18 protein-coding genes are annotated in these 18,183 nt (G+C 70.3%); 10 read left to right on the forward strand and 8 right to left on the reverse strand.

Going from position 1 to position 18,183, the window contains the following annotated elements; all coding sequences use genetic code 11:
* Window positions 1–30 precede the first annotated feature (30 nt).
* Window positions 31–624 carry a type IV toxin-antitoxin system AbiEi family antitoxin domain-containing protein gene (locus tag EXU32_RS12735; RefSeq protein ID WP_130630242.1) on the reverse strand — a complete coding sequence of 198 codons (594 nt, stop codon included), beginning with the start codon at window positions 622–624 and terminating at the stop codon, window positions 31–33.
* Window positions 625–679: 55 nt separating this feature from the next.
* Complete coding sequence (gene hsdR / locus EXU32_RS12740; protein ID WP_130630243.1) at window positions 680–3,094, reverse strand: EcoAI/FtnUII family type I restriction enzme subunit R; 2,415 nt, start codon at window positions 3,092–3,094, stop codon at window positions 680–682.
* Between the two features lie 85 nt (window positions 3,095–3,179).
* On the opposite strand from hsdR, the gene EXU32_RS17625 reads away from it, so the two are divergent.
* The 5 genes from EXU32_RS17625 to EXU32_RS12760 all read left to right on the forward strand — a co-directional run bounded on the left by EXU32_RS17625 (window position 3,180) and on the right by EXU32_RS12760 (window position 6,109).
* A complete protein-coding gene (locus EXU32_RS17625) occupies window positions 3,180–3,305 on the forward strand; it encodes a hypothetical protein (RefSeq protein WP_278044451.1) in 126 nt (41 codons plus the stop codon).
* A 163-nt stretch (window positions 3,306–3,468) separates the two neighbouring features.
* Complete coding sequence (locus tag EXU32_RS12745) at window positions 3,469–3,711, forward strand: addiction module protein (RefSeq protein WP_130630244.1); 243 nt, start codon at window positions 3,469–3,471, stop codon at window positions 3,709–3,711.
* On the forward strand, window positions 3,708–4,022 hold the full coding sequence (locus tag EXU32_RS12750) for a type II toxin-antitoxin system RelE/ParE family toxin (RefSeq protein WP_130630245.1): 315 nt from the start codon (window positions 3,708–3,710) through the stop codon (window positions 4,020–4,022). Before EXU32_RS12745 ends, EXU32_RS12750 begins: the two co-directional genes overlap by 4 nt.
* The gene (gene menE, locus EXU32_RS12755) at window positions 4,015–5,196 is read left to right on the forward strand and encodes an o-succinylbenzoate--CoA ligase (protein WP_242612785.1); all 1,182 of its coding nucleotides are present in this window, start codon (window positions 4,015–4,017) and stop codon (window positions 5,194–5,196) included. Before EXU32_RS12750 ends, menE begins: the two co-directional genes overlap by 8 nt.
* Before the next feature lie 22 nt (window positions 5,197–5,218).
* Window positions 5,219–6,109, forward strand: a complete 891-nt coding sequence (locus EXU32_RS12760; protein ID WP_130630246.1) for a 1,4-dihydroxy-2-naphthoate polyprenyltransferase — start codon at window positions 5,219–5,221, stop codon at window positions 6,107–6,109.
* Between the two features lie 16 nt (window positions 6,110–6,125).
* On the opposite strand, the gene EXU32_RS12765 is transcribed toward EXU32_RS12760, so the two are convergent.
* From EXU32_RS12765 to rsmI, 6 genes are all read right to left on the reverse strand, one after another.
* Window positions 6,126–6,455 (reverse strand): DUF4229 domain-containing protein, encoded by a 330-nt coding sequence (locus EXU32_RS12765; RefSeq protein ID WP_130630247.1) that lies wholly within the window; start codon window positions 6,453–6,455, stop codon window positions 6,126–6,128.
* A gap of 8 nt (window positions 6,456–6,463) precedes the next feature.
* The gene (ccsB, locus tag EXU32_RS12770; RefSeq protein ID WP_226282933.1) at window positions 6,464–7,432 is read right to left on the reverse strand and encodes a c-type cytochrome biogenesis protein CcsB; all 969 of its coding nucleotides are present in this window, start codon (window positions 7,430–7,432) and stop codon (window positions 6,464–6,466) included.
* On the reverse strand, window positions 7,429–8,991 hold the full coding sequence (resB, locus tag EXU32_RS12775; RefSeq protein WP_130630248.1) for a cytochrome c biogenesis protein ResB: 1,563 nt from the start codon (window positions 8,989–8,991) through the stop codon (window positions 7,429–7,431). Before resB ends, ccsB begins: the two co-directional genes overlap by 4 nt.
* A 109-nt stretch (window positions 8,992–9,100) precedes the next feature.
* Window positions 9,101–9,691 carry a TlpA disulfide reductase family protein gene (locus tag EXU32_RS12780; protein ID WP_130630249.1) on the reverse strand — a complete coding sequence of 197 codons (591 nt, stop codon included), beginning with the start codon at window positions 9,689–9,691 and terminating at the stop codon, window positions 9,101–9,103.
* A 9-nt stretch (window positions 9,692–9,700) separates the two neighbouring features.
* The gene (locus EXU32_RS12785; protein WP_130630250.1) at window positions 9,701–10,477 is read right to left on the reverse strand and encodes a histidine phosphatase family protein; all 777 of its coding nucleotides are present in this window, start codon (window positions 10,475–10,477) and stop codon (window positions 9,701–9,703) included.
* Between the two features lie 18 nt (window positions 10,478–10,495).
* Window positions 10,496–11,332, reverse strand: coding sequence for a 16S rRNA (cytidine(1402)-2'-O)-methyltransferase (gene rsmI, locus EXU32_RS12790; protein ID WP_130630251.1), 837 nt, complete (start codon window positions 11,330–11,332; stop codon window positions 10,496–10,498).
* A 60-nt stretch (window positions 11,333–11,392) separates the two neighbouring features.
* On the opposite strand from rsmI, the gene EXU32_RS12795 reads away from it, so the two are divergent.
* From EXU32_RS12795 to EXU32_RS12815, 5 genes are read left to right on the forward strand one after another with little or no spacing between them, the layout of a single operon-like run.
* Window positions 11,393–12,943: a dolichyl-phosphate-mannose--protein mannosyltransferase gene (locus tag EXU32_RS12795; RefSeq protein ID WP_130630252.1), complete on the forward strand. Its 1,551-nt coding sequence runs from the start codon at window positions 11,393–11,395 to the stop codon at window positions 12,941–12,943.
* Window positions 12,944–13,003: 60 nt separating this feature from the next.
* Window positions 13,004–14,530 (forward strand): TM0106 family RecB-like putative nuclease, encoded by a 1,527-nt coding sequence (locus EXU32_RS12800; RefSeq protein ID WP_130630253.1) that lies wholly within the window; start codon window positions 13,004–13,006, stop codon window positions 14,528–14,530.
* A 5-nt stretch (window positions 14,531–14,535) separates the two neighbouring features.
* Window positions 14,536–15,360, forward strand: coding sequence for a DUF3152 domain-containing protein (locus tag EXU32_RS12805; RefSeq protein ID WP_207233795.1), 825 nt, complete (start codon window positions 14,536–14,538; stop codon window positions 15,358–15,360).
* A 37-nt stretch (window positions 15,361–15,397) separates the two neighbouring features.
* Window positions 15,398–16,420 (forward strand): hypothetical protein, encoded by a 1,023-nt coding sequence (locus tag EXU32_RS12810; RefSeq protein WP_130630254.1) that lies wholly within the window; start codon window positions 15,398–15,400, stop codon window positions 16,418–16,420.
* Window positions 16,421–16,464: 44 nt separating this feature from the next.
* Complete coding sequence (locus EXU32_RS12815) at window positions 16,465–17,937, forward strand: plasmid pRiA4b ORF-3 family protein (RefSeq protein WP_130630255.1); 1,473 nt, start codon at window positions 16,465–16,467, stop codon at window positions 17,935–17,937.
* Window positions 17,938–18,183: the final 246 nt, after the last annotated feature.

Raw genomic sequence — 18,183 nt, forward strand, 5'->3', positions numbered from 1 at the left:
GGTCGTTCAGTCCCTGAGCGCGTCGCGATGTCACGAGGACACTCTCGCAAGGAGGTCGGACATCCTTGACCTCGCTCGGCCACCTCGTTCATCAGCGCCGAGCTGCAGGCGCCGCCTCGTCGTCAGCCCTCGCTCGAGAGCATCGCGCACACCGTCCTCGACAGTCTCCATGGGCGTGTCAGAGCCAGCAACGTCAACCAAAGTTCGCAGCGCAGTCGTCACCCTCCAGCCGGAGCGCTGCTCCGCCTCGCCGTCGGAGACCACCCCACGGTGCAGCACAACGGCATCGTCGGCCGCGCGGAATGTTGCCGGGACCGTCAGGTGCACGTGGGCGGGGTTGACGTCGGACAGCTCAAGCACAGACATCGCTGACTCGTGGGAGATGACCCCCTCACCGCGCGACCAGACCGACCATCGGGCATATGTGTCATCGGCATTGCTCGGCCATCCCGGCAGGCGGAAGAGCGCTCGCTGCACCCGCACCCAGTTCCCGTGGTCGACGTGATATTTCTGAGCCTGGTAGGTGTAACCGACTGCGAGGGCCTGCGCCGCCGTGAAGTATCCGGCCTGACTGAACGCAAGGGTGCTCAGCTGTTGGCGGAGATCCTGTCGAGAGCCGGGCACCAGCGAAGGCTACCAGCATGAAAACTCAACGAAAACTGTAGTTCTACGTGATTTGCTATGCGCTCTCCGTGGAGTACAACCACGTCTGCAGCTCATCGATGGCCTGGTGCATCGTCGCAGGATCGCCGAACGCCGTGGCGATCTCCCGCGCCGATCCCAGTGCCGCAATCTCCGGGAGGCGTAGTCGCTGGGGCGAGGAGACCTCGTCGATCCCACGCTCCGCATAGACGTCGAGCAGACGGGTCAGGACCCTGCGAGCCAGCTCGGATCGCAGCTCCAGGTCCGCGTGATGACGAGTGCGCACCCGCCGCACCCGCTCAGCTCTCGTCCGCGAGGGCAGTCCCCACGCAAGCTGGACGAGCAGATCAAACGGATCCACGTCCCCTTCGCCGGCAGGCAGCAGGTCGTCCACGACGACACCCTCGCCCTCGAGCACGGTCAAGATCTCCTCGCGCGACGGCCGGCGCGACCACTGAGTCGCCAGGTCTCCCGGTGTCGGAGCCAAGCGACGGACGACACCGGCCACGTACTCCCCGTACTCGGTCAGGCGAAGGCGTCCCGTGGAGTTGTCGACGACGTGCACCGACTCCGAGACCACGGTGAAACCGCCTTCGTCGACGACAAAGGTGGGGCTCGAGCGGGAGGCTGCATCGGCGCCGGCAGGCAGGGGGTCACCGCCGACAGGGTCCTCGGGGTTGTGTGCGGTGAAGGGAGGAACCGGCTCGCTGACCCCAGAGGCGTGGTTCGTCGCCTCGCTCTCGTCCGAGCCTTGGGCAGTCCCGTCCAAGGGAGGATCGTGAATGATCCGCACGGGGTACCCGTCGAAGTCTGGGTCCTCGAAGTGGCTCGTGGCCCCCACGAAGTCAACGATCTCGAAGGAGGTCTTCCCCTTCTCGGGGTAGAGGCGCGTCCCCCGGCCGATGATCTGCTTGAACTCCACCATCGAGCCGACCGGCCGGAAGATCACGACATATTTGAGGTCCGGCACATCGATACCCGTGGACAGCAGCCGTGAAGTGGTCGCCACCACTGGAGACGTCTGGTGCGGGTCGCAAAAGGCTTCCAGTAGACGCTGCTTCTCACCCTCAACGCCGACGATGCGGACCACCCACTCCGGGTCGTCCGCCACGAGATCCGGGTTGGCGTCGACCAACGCCTGTCGCATCTCGTCAGCGTGCTGGGTGTCGACGCAGAAGACCATCGTCCGGGCCGTCGGGTCCGCCCGAAGCAGCCGGGACAGGTAACCGGCCGCCAGGTCCGTGCGGGCCAGCAGCCGCAAGACTCGCTCGAAGTCCCGGGTGCCGTAGACCCCCTCCGGGATCTCACGTCCGAAGCGGTCGCGCTGTCCCGGCGTGGGCTCCCAGCCATCGGCGTCGGGGCTGAGTGTGACGCGCCGGACGCGGTACGGCGCAAGGTATCCGTCCTCGATCCCCTGACGCAGCGAATAGGTGAAGACCGGCTCCCCGAAGTATCGGTAGGTGTCGACGGTGTCGCCCTGCTTGGGCGTCGCGGTCAGCCCCAGCTGGATCGCCGCGTCGAAGTGGTCGAGGATCCGGCGCCATGACGAGTTCTCCGACGCGCTCCCGCGATGGCACTCGTCGACGATGACGAGATCGAAGAAGTCGGGTCGGTACTCGCCCAGCCGGTCCTCATCGCCTTGCACCAGGGACTGGTAGGTCGCGAAGTAGACCTCGCGATTGAGATTGGCAGCACCGCCGACACGGAAGAGTGGCTCGCCACCGAAAGCCTGGGCGAAGTCCTTGCGCATCGGATCTGCCACAAGCGCATCACGATCCGCGAGGTACAGGACCCGGTAATTGCGCTCCGGGTTGGCGACCCGGTGGTACTCACGCAGGAGATGCACGATCTGCATCGCGGTGAAGGTCTTACCGGTACCCGTGGCCATGAGCAGGAGGATTCGCCGCTCGTGACGAGCCACTGCGCTCAGCACACGCCTGATCGCGACCGCTTGGTACCACCGAGGCTCTTGGACGTCACCGGTGGCCAACCTCTTTTCACGGTTGAACCCCTTGGAGTGCAGTGCCTGCCCCGCCGCGTCGAGATCATGCAGGTGGGCGTAACGCGCCCATGCCTCGGCTGGCGCGGCATAGGCCTCGACTCGGCGCTCGCGACCCGACACCAGATCGCGCTCGATGATCTCGTCGCCATTGGTGGCGTAGGCGAGCGGGACGTCAAGCTGTTGTGCGTAACGCAATGCCTGCTGCAGACCGTCGGACGCCGATCGGTAGGCACGCTTCGCCTCGACCACAGCGACCGGCACCTGGTCGATCTCGAGGACGTAGTCGACGAAGCCATCACCGAGGTTGCGCGCGCGACTCCCGAGCCGCAGAGTCCGGCCCGCCTTGACTGGGTACTGCTCGCGGACGTCTGCTCCCGTCCAACCCGCGGCCGCGAGCGCGGGCACGACGACATCCCGGCAGGTCTCGCGCTCCAAGGGACCACTCGTCATGGGGCCAATCTACGAACGACGTCAAGATTTCGGCTGGCCAGCGGATCTGCGACGTTCGGAGCGCCCGTGGTGAAAGGACGATCCCGTGCCGATCACCCGCTCCCCCTACCGACCCCGTCTGGCGTACATGACCGACGAGGCCGTCGAGGGGCGCGACCAGTTCCACGAGAAGCGCGAGCCCGACTGGTCGCCCTTCCCCTGGTACTTCTGATCCCCAGAGGTTCCGTGGGTCAGACCCCTGGACCCATTGAGGAAGCGAGCGTCGGCCCTCCAGCCCGCACCACGTCTGCCGCCCTTGGCGTCTCCGTGAATCGCTGCGCGACCCTGTGGACAAGGCCCAGCGCAGGGCAGCGACTGCGGCGTAAACTCTCCGTATGTCGGTGAGCGAGTCGCAGTTCTACGAGGCAGGGATGTCTCTACCTCCGGACGTGCGCAGGCACGTCGCCCTGAGGCTGCTCGAGTCGCTCGAAGACAGCGAGGACGAGTCGGTCGATGACGAATGGACGATCGAGATCTCACGTCGCGTGGACGACCTCACGGGTGGCCGGCTCCGGACTGTGCCGAGTGACCAGGTCTTCGCGGACATCGTTGCCCGCCGGGCTGCCCGCAACGCATGACCCTTCCCGTCCGCTTCCATCCGGATGCCCGGGACGAGTTCATTGCAGAGGTTGATTGGTACGACGATCGCGCAGGGCTCGGGGAGCGCTTTGCCGAGGCCGTCGAGATCGCCATCGAGTTCGCGGCCGAGGACCCCGAGGCGTGGCCTCCGTTACGGGGGTGGCCACGCGAACCCATCGTCCGGTCGAAGGGCGTGACGAGTTTCCCGTACCGAGTCCTGTACCTGGTGCGGGACGACGTGCTGACCGTGGTCGCCGTCGCCCACACCAAACGACGCCCCGGCTATTGGAAGGACCGGGCGCGTGCCTGACTCCCGCCACGAGAGGATGAGCGCCGTGCCCATCACCACGCTCCCGTTGCCCACCGGACCCGCGGTCCTCGAGTCGCTCCCTTCGCTCGAGCGTGCGCTGACCGGCACCGCGCCGATCCACCCGCACGCACCGGACTCGACCCCGGCGTTGCCCGAGGGCGCGCTCCCCGACGACCTGGCCGTCGCCATCGCGACCTCCGGGTCGACCGGAACCCCCAAGCTCTCGCTGCTCACCGCGGCCGGCCTCATCGCGAGCGCCGACGCGACGGCCGAGCGCCTGGGCGGCCACGGTCAGTGGCTGCTCGCCCTGCCGCCGCACCACATCGCTGGCCTGCAGGTCCTCCTGCGCAGCATCGCCGCCGGCACCACTCCGGTGGTCCTCGACCCCGGGAGCGTCACCCCGTTCGACCTCGTCCAGGCCACCGCCGGGATGCACGGGGAGCGGCGCTACACCTCGCTCGTCCCGACGCTGCTAGCCCGCCTCGTCGAGGACCCGCTCGGGCTGGAGGCGCTGCGCCGGTTCGACGCGATCCTCGTTGGCGGCGCCGCCACCCCGCGCCTCCTGCTCGACAAAGCCCGCTCCGAAGGCGTCCGGGTCGTCACGACCTACGGCATGTCCGAGACCGGCGGCGGCTGCGTCTACAACGGCAAGCCCCTCAAGGGCGTCGCCGCCCGTGCCGACGCCGACGGCGTCCTCGAGCTCGGTGGCCCCGTCGTCGCGCACGGCTACCTCGGCCGGGACAGCGACGCCTTCACGACCGAAGCGGGGCAGCGCTGGTTCCGCACCGGCGACCTGGGGACCGTCGACCGTGATGGCCGGGTGAGCGTCACCGGTCGCGCCGACGACATCATCAACACCGGCGGGCTCAAGGTCGCGCCCCGCGTCGTCGAGGAGGCGGTCCTGGCGCACATCGCCGCGGTGACGGAGGCGGTCGTCGTGGGCGTACCCGACCCGCAGTGGGGCCAGGCCGTGTCGCTGGCCGTCGTCACCTCCCCCGGCGGGCCGCCGGTCGGGCCGGTCGCGGAGGGTGGCGTCGCCGAGATCCGCGAGATGCTGCGACCCCACCTCGAGGCCGCCGCCCTCCCCCGCCGGGTGCACGTCGTCGCCGAGCTGCCGATGCGCGGCCCGGGCAAACCGGACCGCACCGCCGTGGCGCGTCTGCTCGGAGCCTGACCGCCTCGTAGGATCGGCGATCGTGGCCACCATCAAGCAGTGGATCGCCGGCGCCCGTCCGCGAACCCTCCCCGCAGCAATCGCTCCCGTCATCGTCGGCACCGCCGCCGCCGCAGCCCACCGGGACGTCGAGGAGGGGCTGAAGGGAGCCAGCCTCGGCCTCGCCCTGCTCGCCATGCTCGTCTCCTGCTGCCTGCAGATCGGCGTCAACTACGCCAACGACTACAGCGACGGGATCCGCGGCACCGACGAGGAGCGGGTCGGTCCGGTGCGCCTCGTGGGCCAGCGACTCGCCGACCCGGCGAACGTCAAGATCGCGGCCTTCACCTTCTTCGGGCTCGGCGCCTTCGCCGGCTTCGCCCTCGTGGCGCTGAGCCAGGCGTGGATCCTCATCCCGATCGGCGCCCTGGCGATCATCGCGGCCTGGCGCTACACCGGCGGTGACAACCCCTACGGCTACCGCGGCCTCGGCGAGGTCTACGTCTTCATCTTCTTCGGGCTCGTCGCGACGCTCGGGACCCTCTACACCCAGATCGGCACGATCACCGCGGTCGGCGTGCTCGGGGCGATCGCCGTCGGGTCGCTGGCCACCGCGATCCTCGTCGCCAACAACCTGCGCGACATCCCGACCGACTCCGTGACGGGCAAGCAGACCCTCGCCGTGCGGCTCGGCGACGCCCGCACCCGCCAGCTCTACCTCGGTCTCTTCGTCGTCGCGATCGTCTGCACCCTGCTCATGACGATCTGGCGCCCGTGGGCCCCGCTCGGCCTGCTCGGCCTCGTCATCGCCTGGCCGGGGATCCAGGCCGTGCGCTCCGGGGAGACCGGCCGCGCGCTCATCCCGGCCCTGGCACTCACCGGCTTCGCCGAGCTGATGTGGGCGGTCTGGCTCTTCGCCCCGCTGGCGCGCTGACCCCCTTCGCCCCCGCTCAGCGGAAGTTCTCGGGCTCCTCGTCGACCGCCGTCGCCTCACGCGAAGCATCTGAGCGGTCCGAGCGCTCGCGAGCGGCGTCCTCGACGGCCTCGTCGGTGTCGGTGCGCGCCGAGCGAGCGGTCTCCTTGGCGGCCTGCCGGTCCTGGATCTGCTGGATCATCTCGGCACGGAAGGGCCGCAGGACGATCGCCGAGATGATCATCGAGGAGAGCGCCGCGCCGACGACCAGCCACGGCAGCTCGGTGGGCTCGCGCAGGCCGACCAGCCACAGCAGCGCGAGGCAGCCGAAGAAGATCATCAGGCGGAGCAGGGTGTAGCGGACCATGTAGTGCCTCACTGGGCGTAGCTGTGCATGCCGATGAAGTAGAAGTTCACGACCGTGTAGTTGATGATGATGCACACGAAGCCCGCGATGGCGATCCAGTTCGCCGTGCGACGTGGGGTGTTCTTCGTCGCGCGGGCGTGCAGGTAGGCGGCGTAGACCGTCCAGATGACGAAGGTCCACACCTCCTTGGGGTCCCAGGTCCAGTACGCGCCCCAGGCCTCGCGGGCCCAGATGGCGCCGGCGATGAGGGTGAAGGTCCACAGCGGGAAGCCGATGATGTGCAGGGAGTAGGAGAACCTCTCCAGCGCCGGAGCTGACGGCAGCTTGCGCCAGAACCGCTCGCCACCGACCTCGCGGTCGCTGAGCAGGTAGAGCCCGCTGACGATGGCGCCGACGGTGAGGACACCGACGGCGAGGGTGGCGACGGTCACGTGGATCGGCAGCCAGTAGGACTGCAGCGAGGGCACGACCTCGTCGGCCTCGACGTACCAGGAGGTCGAGGCGATCATGAGCAGCAGCACCACGAAGGCCGTGACGAAGACCCCGAGCCAGCGCAGGTCACGCCGCGACTTGGCCACGCTGAACGTCGCCATGGCGAAGAAGGCTGCGCCGATGCTGAACTCGAAGAGGTTGCCCAGGGGGAATCGGTCCACCGCGAACCCCCGCAGCGCGAACGACAGCAGCAGGAACCCCGCACCGAGCCACGAGAGGGAGCCGGCGACACCGGCGGCCTTGCGCGCCCGCATCGGGGTCTCCACAGCGGTCGCGGTGCCGGTCTCGGCGGGTGCGTCGCCCCCTTCGTCCGTGGCAGGAGCGCCCACAGCAGCAGGGACTTTGGCTGCCACCTCGTCGCGCTCGCGCACCGGCACCGCCTGCGCGAGGTACAGGGCGTAGCCGAGCATCGCCACGGTGATCACCAGCGCGGCCGCGGCCAGCGAGTAGTTGGCGTACTGGGCCAGCATCGCGTTCGTCATCATGTCCTCGATTCTCCCACGAGCTCGTCGCGGATCTCCTGGACCACCCCGAGGATGCCCTCGTCGTCGTCCTTGCTCATGCCAGCGACCTCCACCCGCACGACCTCGCCCACCTGGACGAGACGCACGAAGACGCGGCGGCGCTTGATGGTCAGGGTCGTGATCAGGCCAGCCAGCGCAGCGAGCGCCGACCACAGGGTCAGGCCCTTGCCGGGGTCGTGGCGCACCGAGAAGCCCGCGTATCGCTCGATGCCGTCGAAGGTGATCGTGCCCATGCCGTCGGGCAGCGTGGCGCCCTCGCCGGGCTGCAGCCACAACCGCAGCGCGTCCTTGCCGTCCTTGGTCTCGACCTTCTTCATCGACGCGGTGTCGAGGGTGAAGACGGACTGCGGACGGCCGTTCGGGTAGAGCTCGCCGGTGTACATGCTCATCGCGAGCGCCGGGCTCCTGGTGTCCGGGAAGACCGAGATCGGCCCCTGGTCGGGGTCGATGTAGGCGGTGGGGAGGAAGAGCCCGACGAAGCCGAACTGCTCCTTGGCCGCCCCGACCTTGATCGCGCCGGTCGAGCGGTAGTTGCCGTCCTGCGCGAGGAAGGCGGTGGCCCCCTGGTAGAGGACCTCGCCCTCCTTGTCCTTGACCGTGACGACCGGGGCGTACCCGTTGCCCAGGAGGAAGACCGTCGCGCCCTTCATCTCCAGGGGGTGGTTGACCTTGATGCTGTCGGTGAAGGAGTTGCCGTCGGCCTCGGTCACGTCGACGAGGGCCTCGAAGTCCCGCGGCTGGCCGAAGGTCGTCGCGCCGGGCTTGCGGTCGTTGAAGTCGGCGCTCATCTTCTTCACGTCGATGGCGAAGGGGGACATCGAGGACGCGTCGACGAAGGGCCCCGGGGCGAAGGTGTCGTAGCGGGTCACCGTGCTCACGAAGGACTCCCCGGAGGGCACGATGATGTCGGCCTTCCAGCCCCACAGGTAGCCGACCGCGATCCCGATGATCAGGGTGACGAGGGCGGTGTGGAAGACGAGGTTGCCGGTCTCCTTGAGGTATCCCTTCTCCGCCGACACCGACGCGTCGTCGTGGCTGGCGACGCGGTAGCGGCGGCGGCGCAGCACCGCGGTGGCCGCTGCGCGCACCTCGGCGAGGTCCCCGTCGACCTCGCCGTCGGCGTGCGCCTCGAGCCGGGCGAGCCGCTTGGGCGCGCGAGGGGGCTTGCTGCGCAAGGCCTTCCAGTGCACCGCGGTGCGCGGCAGGATGCAGCCGATGAGCGAGATGAAGAGCAGCAGGTAGATCGCGGAGAACCAGGGCGAGGAGTAGACCTCGAAGGCCCCGAGCTTGTCGAGCGTCGGCCCGGTGGTCTCGTGCCGGGCGATCCAGTCGGCCGTGCGCGCCGGGTCCTGGCTGCGCTGGGGGAAGACGGAGCCGGGCACCGCGCCGATCGCGAGCAGCAGCAGAAGGAAGAGCGCGGTGCGCATGCTGGTCAGCTGTCGCCAGCCCCACCGCAGGTAGCCGATCGGCCCGAGCTTGGGCTGGGTGACGTCGGGCGCGGGCCGGGTGGTGCGGGCCATCACAAGAACAGCTCCTTGTCGTTGGGGAGGGGGACGAGCGGCAGTGCCCCAGCACTGATCTGGTCGCTCAGCGAGGACGAGGCCGCGGTGAGCGAGGTGAGGGCCGCCGTCATCCGGCTTCTGCCAGCGTGTCCTCGACCGCGCCCACGAGCGTCGAGGTCGTCACCGGTCCCAGGACGACGGCAGCGATCCGACCCTCACGGTCGAGCACGGCCGTGGAGGGCTGGGTGGTCATCTTGCCCTGCATCGCGATCGCGGTCCGGCCCGACTTGTCGTAGACGGAGGGCCAGGTGAAGCCCCACTCCTTGCCCTGCGCCAGGCCGGTCGCCTTGGAGGACTCGCGGTAGTTGATGCCGACGAACTCGACGTCATCCCCCTTCGTCTTCTCGTAGGCCTCGACGAGGTGCGGGGCCTCCTTGGCGCACGGACCGCACCAGCTGGCCCAGAGGTTGACCACGACGACCTGGCCGCGCTCGTCGGCGCTGTCCCAGGTCTTGCCGTCGATGGTCTCCCCCGCCAGCTCCACGGGCGCGCCACGGTCCTGCGGCGCGAAGAGGGTCATCGACCCGTCGCCGTTGCGCGAGCCGACCTCCTTGGCGGCCTTCTCGGAGGCGGACTCGCCACAGGCGGACAGCCCCCCGACGAGCGCGAGGGCGCTCACCGAGGCGACGAGGGCGGAGGTCAGGCGGCGGGTCTTCATCGAAGGGTGTCAGGCTCCAGGGATCGTGGCGGCCTGCGCGTAGAGGTGCGCGGCGGGCTCGCTGTAGGTGACGTCGGTGATCTCGTCGCCGGTGAAGGTCACCGACGTGAGGGAGGCGAGGTTGCACTCCCGCTTGCGCGGGTCGTGCCACAGGTTGCGGTGCTCGAGGACGCTGCGGATGGTCCAGATCGGCAGCTGGTGGCTGACGATGAGCACCTCGTGGCCGCGGGCGTGGTCTCGGGCGTCCTCGATGGCAGCCATCATCCGCTTGCCGATGGCCCGGTAGGGCTCGCCCCAGGTGGGCTTGGTCGGGTCACGCAGCCACCACCAGCGACGCGGGTCGAGCAGGAGGCGCTTGCGGAATCGGCGGCCCTCGAACTTGTTGCCCGCCTCGATGACCCGGGGGTCGACGACGGCGGTCAGTCCGTGGCGGGCGAGCGTCGGGGCTGCGGTCTCGGCGGTGCGCTCGAGCGGGCTGTGCACGACGAGCGCCAGGTCGGCCTCGGCGAGGCGCTCGGCGACGACCTCGGCCATCTCGCGACCGAGGGCCGACAGGTGGTAGTCGGGGAGGCGGCCGTAGAGGACCTTGTCGGGGTTGTCGACCTCGCCGTGACGCAGCAGGTGCACGACGGTGCGCTCGCTGCCGGGACGGGCACCGTGCTCGGCGTGGGCCTCCCGGGCTCCTTCTGCGGCCTCGCTGGCGGCTCCTGCGGCCTGGGCTGCGGTCTCCGGGGACTCTGTGTCGACGGGCAGGTCGGTGCCTGAGTCGGGCAGCGGCTCGGTCATGGCCGGGATTGTCCCACCTCAGTCTGAGAGGGACATGCGGTGGGCCACCACGGCGTCGTAGAGGGCCTTCTTGCCGTGCCCGGTGGACGTGGCCACCGCGGCGCAGACGTCCTTGAGCCGGGCGCCGCGGTCCTTGCGGGCCAGCACCTCGGCCACGGCGTCCTCGAGGGAGACGCTCCTCTCCTCGGCCCCGCCGACGACGATGGTGATCTCGCCCTTGACCCCCTCTGCGGCCCACTCGGCGAGCTCGGCGAGACCGCCGCGGCGGACCTCCTCGTAGGTCTTGGTCAGCTCGCGGCAGACGGCGGCCTCACGGTCGGCCCCCAGTACCTCGGCCATGATCTCCAGGGAGGCGGCGATGCGGTGGGGCGCCTCGAAGAAGACCATCGTGCGCCTCTCCGACGCGACCTCCTGCAGGACCGAGCGCCGCTCCCCCGCCTTGCGCGGGAGGAAGCCCTCGAAGCAGAAGCGGTCGACCGGCAGCCCCGAGACGGCCAGTGCCATCAGCACCGCGCTCGGGCCGGGGACGCAGGTGACGACCTGGTCGGCGTCGATGCAGGCCCGCACGAAGCGGTAGCCCGGGTCGGACACCGAGGGCATCCCGGCGTCGGTGACGAGGACGACCCGCTGCCCCTCGCGCACCAGCTCGAGCAGCTCGGCGGTCTTGGTCGCCTCGTTGTGCTCGTGGTAGCTCACGACGCGCGGCGGCAGGTCGACACCGATCCGGGCGGCGAGGCCGCGCAGGCGCCGGGTGTCCTCCGCGGCGATGACGTCCGCCCCGGCGAGCTCCTCGCGCAGACGCGGGCTGGCGTCGCGCGGATCGCCGATGGGTGTGGCTGCGAGGACGAGAGGCATGCGGGCATCATCCCAGCACCGCGCCACGAGGGGGCGCTCCCCTCGCCTACGATGGCGCGCATGGACAGGGGGCAGCAGCTGCGTGAGCGCCTGCTCGGGTTCCGTCCCACCGACGTCCTGTGGGGCTGGGCCGGCCCCCTCCTCTTCGCCGCGATCGGCGGGATCCTGCGTTTCTGGTCCCTGGGCCGTCCCCACCAGCTGGTCTTCGACGAGACCTACTACGTCAAGCAGGGCGTCTCGATGCTCGACTACGGCGTCGAGCAGCGGTGGAACGGCGACGGCGAGAAGGTCGACCCGCTCTTCACCCAGGGCACGACGGCGATCTTCAACGCCACCGAGGGCGACATGGTCGTCCACCCGCCGGTCGGCAAGTGGATCATCGCCTTCGGCGAGTGGGTCTTCGGGCCGACGTCCAGCTTCGGCTGGCGCTTCTCGGTGGCCCTGCTGGGCACCCTCTCGATCCTCATGGTCGGCCGGATCGCGCGGCGCCTCTTCGGGTCCAGCTGGCTCGGGGCGGTTGCGGCCTTCCTGATGGCCTTCGAGGGGCACCACTTCGTCCAGTCGCGCACGGGCCTGCTCGACATCATCCTGATGTTCTTCGCCCTGGCGGCCTTCGGGGCGCTGCTCATCGACCGGGACTGGTCGCGAGCACGCCTGGCGGAGAGAGCCGCTCGGCTTCCTTCGAGCTTCCGCACGGGGCCGATGCTGTGGTGGCGGCCGTGGCGCCTCGTCGCCGCGCTCTCGCTGGGTCTGGCCTGCGGCACGAAGTGGTCCGGTCTGTACTTCTTCGCCGCCTTCGGCCTGATGACCGTCTTCTGGGACATCGGTGCACGAAGGGCGGCGGGCGCCCGGCACTGGATCGTCGCGGGCATCGGCAAGGACGGGGTCTGGGCGGGCCTGTCGATGACCGTCGTGGTCCTCGCGACCTACCTCGCCTCGTGGGTCGGCTGGTTCGCCACCCGCACCGGGTACAACCGCACCTGGGCCGCCGACAACCCGGGCGAGGGCGTGCAGTGGCTACCCCCCGCCCTTCGCTCGCTGTGGCAGTACCACGTGCAGGTCCTGGACTTCCACGACAACCTGACGTCACCGCACACCTACCAGTCCAACCCCTGGTCGTGGATGATCCAGTCCCGGCCGACCTCGTTCTTCTACGAGTCACCCACACAGGGCATGACCGGCTGTGAGGTCGAGAAGTGCTCCAAGGCGATCAGCTCTCTCGGCTCGGTCTCCATCTGGTGGTTGGCGACCGCCGCCCTCTTCTTCCTCGCCTACCACTGGGCCTTCAAACGGGACTGGCGCGCCGGGGCGGTCCTCGCCGGGTTCGTCGGCGGCTGGCTGCCGTGGTTCTTCCTCCAGCACCGCACGATCTTCACCTTCTACACGATCTCCTTCCAGCCCTGGGTCATCCTCGCGGTGGTCTTCGTGCTCGGCCTCGCGCTCGGCCCACCGGGCGCCGATGCCCGCCGACGCCGCATCGGGCAGCTCGCCGTGGGCATCTACCTGCTCATCGTCCTGGCCAACTTCGCCTTCTTCTGGCCGATCTGGACCGCCCAGGTCATCCCCTACGACCAGTGGCGCTGGCGGATGTGGTTCCCCAGCTGGGTGTGAACCCAGCCGAACTGCCCGGGCGAGCTCGGACTGTCGGGGGCCCCTCGTACCCTCGAGGCCATGGACTTCCCCCTCGTCGCCGGCCTCCCCCAGCCCGCGGTCATCACATCGAGTGACCTGCGCGCCGGGCTCCGCTGCGAGTACGGGCTGCTCGTCACGGCCGATGTGCGGCTGGGACGGCGCGAGAGCGTGCCGGCCGAGCCCGACCCGATCCGGGCGCGCTTCGGCGACCTGGGTCGCGAGCGCGAGCACGAGGTCACCGAGGCCCTGACGCAGGAGGTCGGCGTGGGCGTCGTGCACGCCCACGCGCTGGCTCCCGAGGCCGTCGTCGCGGTCCTGGACGACCCGGGCACCCGGCTCGTCCACCAGGCCGCGGTGCGGGGCGCACGCTTCCAGGGACGGGCCGACCACCTGCTGCGCGACGACTCCGGGATGTGGGTCGTCGCCGAGACCAAGCTGGCCCGGTCCGTCAGGCAGGACGCGCTGGTGCAGGTGGCGGCCTATGCCCAGGCGCTCGAGGACAGCGGGGTGGCCGTCGCTCCCTTCGTCCGGTTGATCCTGGGCGACGGGTCGGTCGTCGACACACCCCGCGAGGAGATCGCCGGCGACCTGTCCGCGGCCCGGGCCCGGGTGCTTGAGGTGCTCGACACCCACCAGGGCGAAGGGAGCCCGGTCACCTGGGGCGATGCGCGCTGGCGGGCCTGCCTGCACTGCGACGTCTGCCGCGCCGAGCTGTCCGAGCGTGGTGACGTCGGGCTGGTCGCAGGGGTGCACTCCTCCACGCGGCGCCTGCTGCTGGAGTCCGGGGTGAGCACGGTCGCTGCGCTCGCGGCCCGGGTCGACCCCGTCGAGGGGCTGGACGACACCCGTCTGGCCGTGCTGCGCAGCCAGGCCTCCCTGCAGCTCGTCGAGCCCACGGCCGAGCAGCCCCTGGCCTACGAGGTCTTCGCCCCCGAGGCCCTCGCGGCGCTGCCCTCCCCCAGCGACGGTGACGTCTTCTTCGACTTCGAGGGCGACCCGATGTGGCGCGGGAGCGGCGAGGAGGACTTCGGCCTGGAGTACCTCTTCGGGTCCCTCACCGCTGGCGGCGAGTTCGTCCCCTTCTGGGCCCATGACCGCGAGCAGGAGCGCGCGGCGCTCGTCGGCTTCGTCGACTGGCTGCGCGAGCGGCTGCAGCGCTGGCCCGACCTGCACGTCTTCCACTACTCCGGCTACGAGCGCAGCGCCCTCACCCGGCTGGCCGCACGGCACGGTGTCCACGAGCAGGAGGTCGCCGACCTGCTCGAGCGCGGTGTCTTCGTCGACCTCTACGCCGCGGTCAAGTCGGCGGTGCGCGTGGGCAGCCCGTCGTACTCGATCAAGCGGCTGGAGCCGCTCTACATGGGCGATGACCTGCGCGACGCCGACGGCGTGACCGCCGGCGGCGACTCGATCATCGAGTACCAGCGCTACCGGGAGGCCGTCGCCGTGGGCGACGAGGCGCAGGCGGCGCTGCGTCTGGAGGACCTGCGCCAGTACAACGAGTACGACTGCCTGTCGACGCTGCGCCTGCGCGACTGGTTGCTGGCCCACGCGCACGTATCCTGAGACGCGTGCCCACACACCGCCACCTCGCTCCGCGCGACGCCGACCAGGCCCGGCGCCGACAGGTGGCCGCCGTGCTCGCCGCCGTCGTGCTGGTCGTCGCGATCGCCGTGGGGCTCAAGGGTGCTGGCGCTGCGGAGTCCGAGCAGGGCGAGGCACCCGGGGCGCCGAGCCCGGTGGTCGCCACCTCGACCACGTCGGCGGATCTCCCTTCGCCCTCGGCGTCGACCACGACGTCAGCGACCAAGGCCGCTCCCTCGCCCAAGCACACCTACCGCTCCACCGGGCGCTACCGCACCGTGGGTGCACGTGGCCCGGTCCGCGGGAGCAAGGGCGAGCTGGTCACCTACCGGATCGAGGTCGAGGAGGGGGCCGGGGTCTCCCCGAGCGGCTTCGCCCGGGCGGTCGACGCCACCCTGCGCAACCCACGGGGCTGGACGGCCCGTGGGCACTGGCGCTTCCAGCGGGTGGCGACCGCAGACGCCGACCTGACCATCCGCCTGGCCACGCCCGACACGGTCGACGAGCAGTGCGCGGCCGCCGGCGCCAACACTCACGGCTACACCTCCTGCCGCGTGGGGCAGTACGTCGTGCTCAACCTGGACCGTTGGCTCGAGGGGGTCCCGCACATCAAGGACCTCGCGCTCTACCGGCACTACCTCGTCAACCACGAGGTCGGTCACGGGCTCGGGCAGGGCCACGAGCGCTGCCCGCGCAAGGGCAGTCCGGCTCCCGTCATGGTGCAGCAGACCCTCTCGCTGCACGGGTGCACCGCCAACGCCTGGCCGCGGTCGGCCGACGGACGGATGATCAGCGGACCACCCGCTCCCTGACCGGCCACGGCCGCTCCCCTGTGCAAGGCTGGTCCGCATGGACTCGCACGACCCGCGCCCGGCCCCGTGGCGCGTCGACCTCGAGTGGCTCTGGGGCACCGATCTGGAGGGTCCCGTCGCGTCCCTCCGGCTGCGCGTGGACCACGACGACGCGGCCGTCGCCTCCGCGGCCGTCGCCCGCTTCCTCGACGACCTGCCGGCGGACGACCAGGGCATGCGCGGACGCGGTGGCTGGGCCGCGATCCCGCGGCCGGAGCTGGCCGGGGCGACGAGCCGGGTGCTGGATCTGGTCTCCGGAGGGGAGGACGTCGCGGACGGCCTCCAGGAGGCTGCCGAGGCGGCCTTCGAGTCGCTCTCGACGACCCCCGCCATCCGCCTGCAGTGGGAGCAGCTGCCCCTCGCCAGCACCGGGCAGCAGGGCGAGCTCACCGAGTCCGATGTTTCGCTGCCCGTCGCGGTCCCCGTCGTCGACAGCCTGTTCGACATGCCGCAACTCGAGCCACGGGTGCCGCGCCCAAGCCCTCACCGCGGACGGAACCGTGAGACCTGGAGACGCAGGGTGACCGTCGAGGTCACCATCCTCGACGCGGCCGCCGTCGCTCGCGGGGCGAAGGAGGCGGAACGGAACACCGTCGACCTCGGCCCTGTCCCGGACGGGGAGGCTGTCGGTCCGGCTCCCGAGGAAGCGCCGGGCAGCCCGGTCGACACCATCGCCGGGCTGATCTGGGCCACCGACGGTCAGCACGACCTGATGGAGGCCGGCGCCTTCCGCATCATGGAGATCACGTCCGAGGTGGCGGACAAGTCCAGCAACCGGGGTGTGATCACGTGGTCATCCACGGTCAAACTCACCCACGTCGAGCGGCTGCGTGAGCTGGCATCCAGGACGCACCCTGCCGACGGCGCCCTCATCGCGGACGACCTCGAGGTTGCCTGGAACCACGCGGCCGACCCGTACGCACCGATCCGGTGGGTACCCGGGATCGCGTGGCGGCCGCTCACGGTCGCCGTCGAGCACCTGCCCGCTCGGCCCCGGCGCTTCCGGTCCGACCGCGGGTGACCACCGCGCTTTTGACGTCGTCCACCAAGTGATTGACTGGGCGGATGACTGACGAGGACGACGCGAAGGCGCTGGTCGAGCAGTTGCTGGCGGGCGCATCACCCCCCGCCGAGCACCACGTCCTGCTCTCGGCGCTGCTCAAAACCGGCCCGCCCCCGATGGGGGACCTGTTGGAGGAGCCCCGACCGGAGATGCTCGCGGTTCCGGACATCACCCGGGGCTTCCGGGTCCGCCTCGATCTGCGCGGCACCAAACCCCCGGTGTGGCGGCGCCTCGAGCTGCCCGGCGATCTGACGCTGCCCGGTCTGCACGAAGTGATCCAGGCAGCCATGGGGTGGACCGACAGCCACCTGCACCGGTTCCGCACCGGTGTCGATCGCCGGTCGCCGTACTTCGTCACCGGCTTCGACCTCACCGAGGGCGAGGACGGCGTGCTGGAGGACGACGTGCGCCTGGACCAGCTTGTGGCCGCCAAGGGTGACCGGCTCGGGTACGAGTACGACTTCGGGGACGACTGGGACCACGTACTCACGGTCGAGGAGGTCCTGGACGCACCCCCTTCGCGCCCACGGTGCACGGGAGGTCGCTTGGCCTGTCCTCCCGAGGACTGCGGCGGCATCGGCGGTCACGACCAGCTGGCGCAGTGGGTCCGCAGTGGTCATGACGACGCACTCCTGCCGCCCGTCTTCGAGGACTCCACGCAGGCCCACATGTGGCTGCCGCCGGACTGGCACCCCGACGCGTTCGATCTCAACGAGGCAGATGACGCGCTGGCGATCGTCAGTGCCGGGCCCGCGGCGGTGACCGAGCGGCTCGGCGCCATGGTCGAGCGGCTCCACCAGCAGGGCGACCCGAGCCTGCGGCTTCTGCTCTCGCGTCCCGCGGCGCACGAGCCGGTAGGGATCAGCGACGAGGACGCCGCGCGTCTGACCGAGACCTATCGCATCTTCCTCGAGACCATCGGCGAAGGGGTGAAGCTCACCCAGGCGGGGTACCTTCCACCGGCAATGGTCGAGACACTCGCCGAACGCACTGGCGTGGCCGAGTGGTGGATCGGGAAGGCGAACCGGGAAGATCTCACGTGGCCGGTGCATCAGGTGCGCACCACGGCTCGCGCCATGGGTCTGGTCACCGTGCGCAAGGGCCGGCTGGCCCCGACCGTGGCCGGCGCGCGCGTGCGCGACAACGGCCGCGCGCTCTGGCAGCACATCGTCTCGCGGTTGCCGCTCGGCACCAAGGACATCGACCACGACGCCGGGTGGCTCGCCCTGGCAGTGGTCGGCAGTGGCGTGCCGGCCGCGGGCTGGGCGAGCGAGATCAGCGACGTGCTCGCCCGCCTCGGGTGGCGCACCCATCACCCCGTGTACTGGCTGCCTCCCGCCCACAGCCCGACACTCCTCGTCCTGGAGTTCCTCGCCGGGTCAGCGCGGACCAGTCACCGTCTGACAGGTGTCGATGCTGCCGTCGCAGCCACCGCTCGAGCCGTGACGTCGCCGCCCCGATCGCCGGCGCGGTGACGCTCTAGGTCCGGCGGGCCACTCGGTACCCCCCATGCGCGGAGGCCGAGTCCAACAGGCTGGACCGACATCACCACCAAGCTGCCCACGCTGCACCGCGAGGACGCGATCTGGCGCATTGCCCAGCTGCTCTGGCCGAGGCTGCCCGCCGCTCCCGTTCTGCTCCTCGTGGTGGGTCAGGCGTTCGCCCCCTCCAGAGGGGGCGAACCGACCCGCACCGTCGTGGTCCTCGGTGGTGTCGGCCAA

The sequence above is a fragment of the Janibacter limosus genome (assembly GCF_004295485.1).
In the GTDB taxonomy this organism is placed as follows: Bacteria; Actinomycetota; Actinomycetes; order Actinomycetales; family Dermatophilaceae; genus Janibacter; species Janibacter limosus_A.

What these genes read in the sequence shown, in the direction of transcription:
- EXU32_RS12815 (WP_130630255.1), top strand. Translation starts at nt 16,465, where the DNA reads ATGACTGACGAGGACGACGCGAAGGCGCTGGTCGAGCAGTTGCTGGCG.
- resB (WP_130630248.1), bottom strand. Translation starts at nt 8,991, where the DNA reads ATGGCCCGCACCACCCGGCCCGCGCCCGACGTCACCCAGCCCAAGCTC.
- EXU32_RS12800 (WP_130630253.1), top strand. Translation starts at nt 13,004, where the DNA reads ATGGACTTCCCCCTCGTCGCCGGCCTCCCCCAGCCCGCGGTCATCACA.
- EXU32_RS12810 (WP_130630254.1), top strand. Translation starts at nt 15,398, where the DNA reads ATGGACTCGCACGACCCGCGCCCGGCCCCGTGGCGCGTCGACCTCGAG.
- EXU32_RS12780 (WP_130630249.1), bottom strand. Translation starts at nt 9,691, where the DNA reads ATGAAGACCCGCCGCCTGACCTCCGCCCTCGTCGCCTCGGTGAGCGCC.
- EXU32_RS12745 (WP_130630244.1), top strand. Translation starts at nt 3,469, where the DNA reads ATGTCGGTGAGCGAGTCGCAGTTCTACGAGGCAGGGATGTCTCTACCT.
- EXU32_RS12765 (WP_130630247.1), bottom strand. Translation starts at nt 6,455, where the DNA reads ATGGTCCGCTACACCCTGCTCCGCCTGATGATCTTCTTCGGCTGCCTC.
- EXU32_RS12785 (WP_130630250.1), bottom strand. Translation starts at nt 10,477, where the DNA reads ATGACCGAGCCGCTGCCCGACTCAGGCACCGACCTGCCCGTCGACACA.
- EXU32_RS12795 (WP_130630252.1), top strand. Translation starts at nt 11,393, where the DNA reads ATGGACAGGGGGCAGCAGCTGCGTGAGCGCCTGCTCGGGTTCCGTCCC.
- hsdR (WP_130630243.1), bottom strand. Translation starts at nt 3,094, where the DNA reads ATGACGAGTGGTCCCTTGGAGCGCGAGACCTGCCGGGATGTCGTCGTG.
- rsmI (WP_130630251.1), bottom strand. Translation starts at nt 11,332, where the DNA reads ATGCCTCTCGTCCTCGCAGCCACACCCATCGGCGATCCGCGCGACGCC.
- EXU32_RS12750 (WP_130630245.1), top strand. Translation starts at nt 3,708, where the DNA reads ATGACCCTTCCCGTCCGCTTCCATCCGGATGCCCGGGACGAGTTCATT.
- ccsB (WP_226282933.1), bottom strand. Translation starts at nt 7,432, where the DNA reads ATGATGACGAACGCGATGCTGGCCCAGTACGCCAACTACTCGCTGGCC.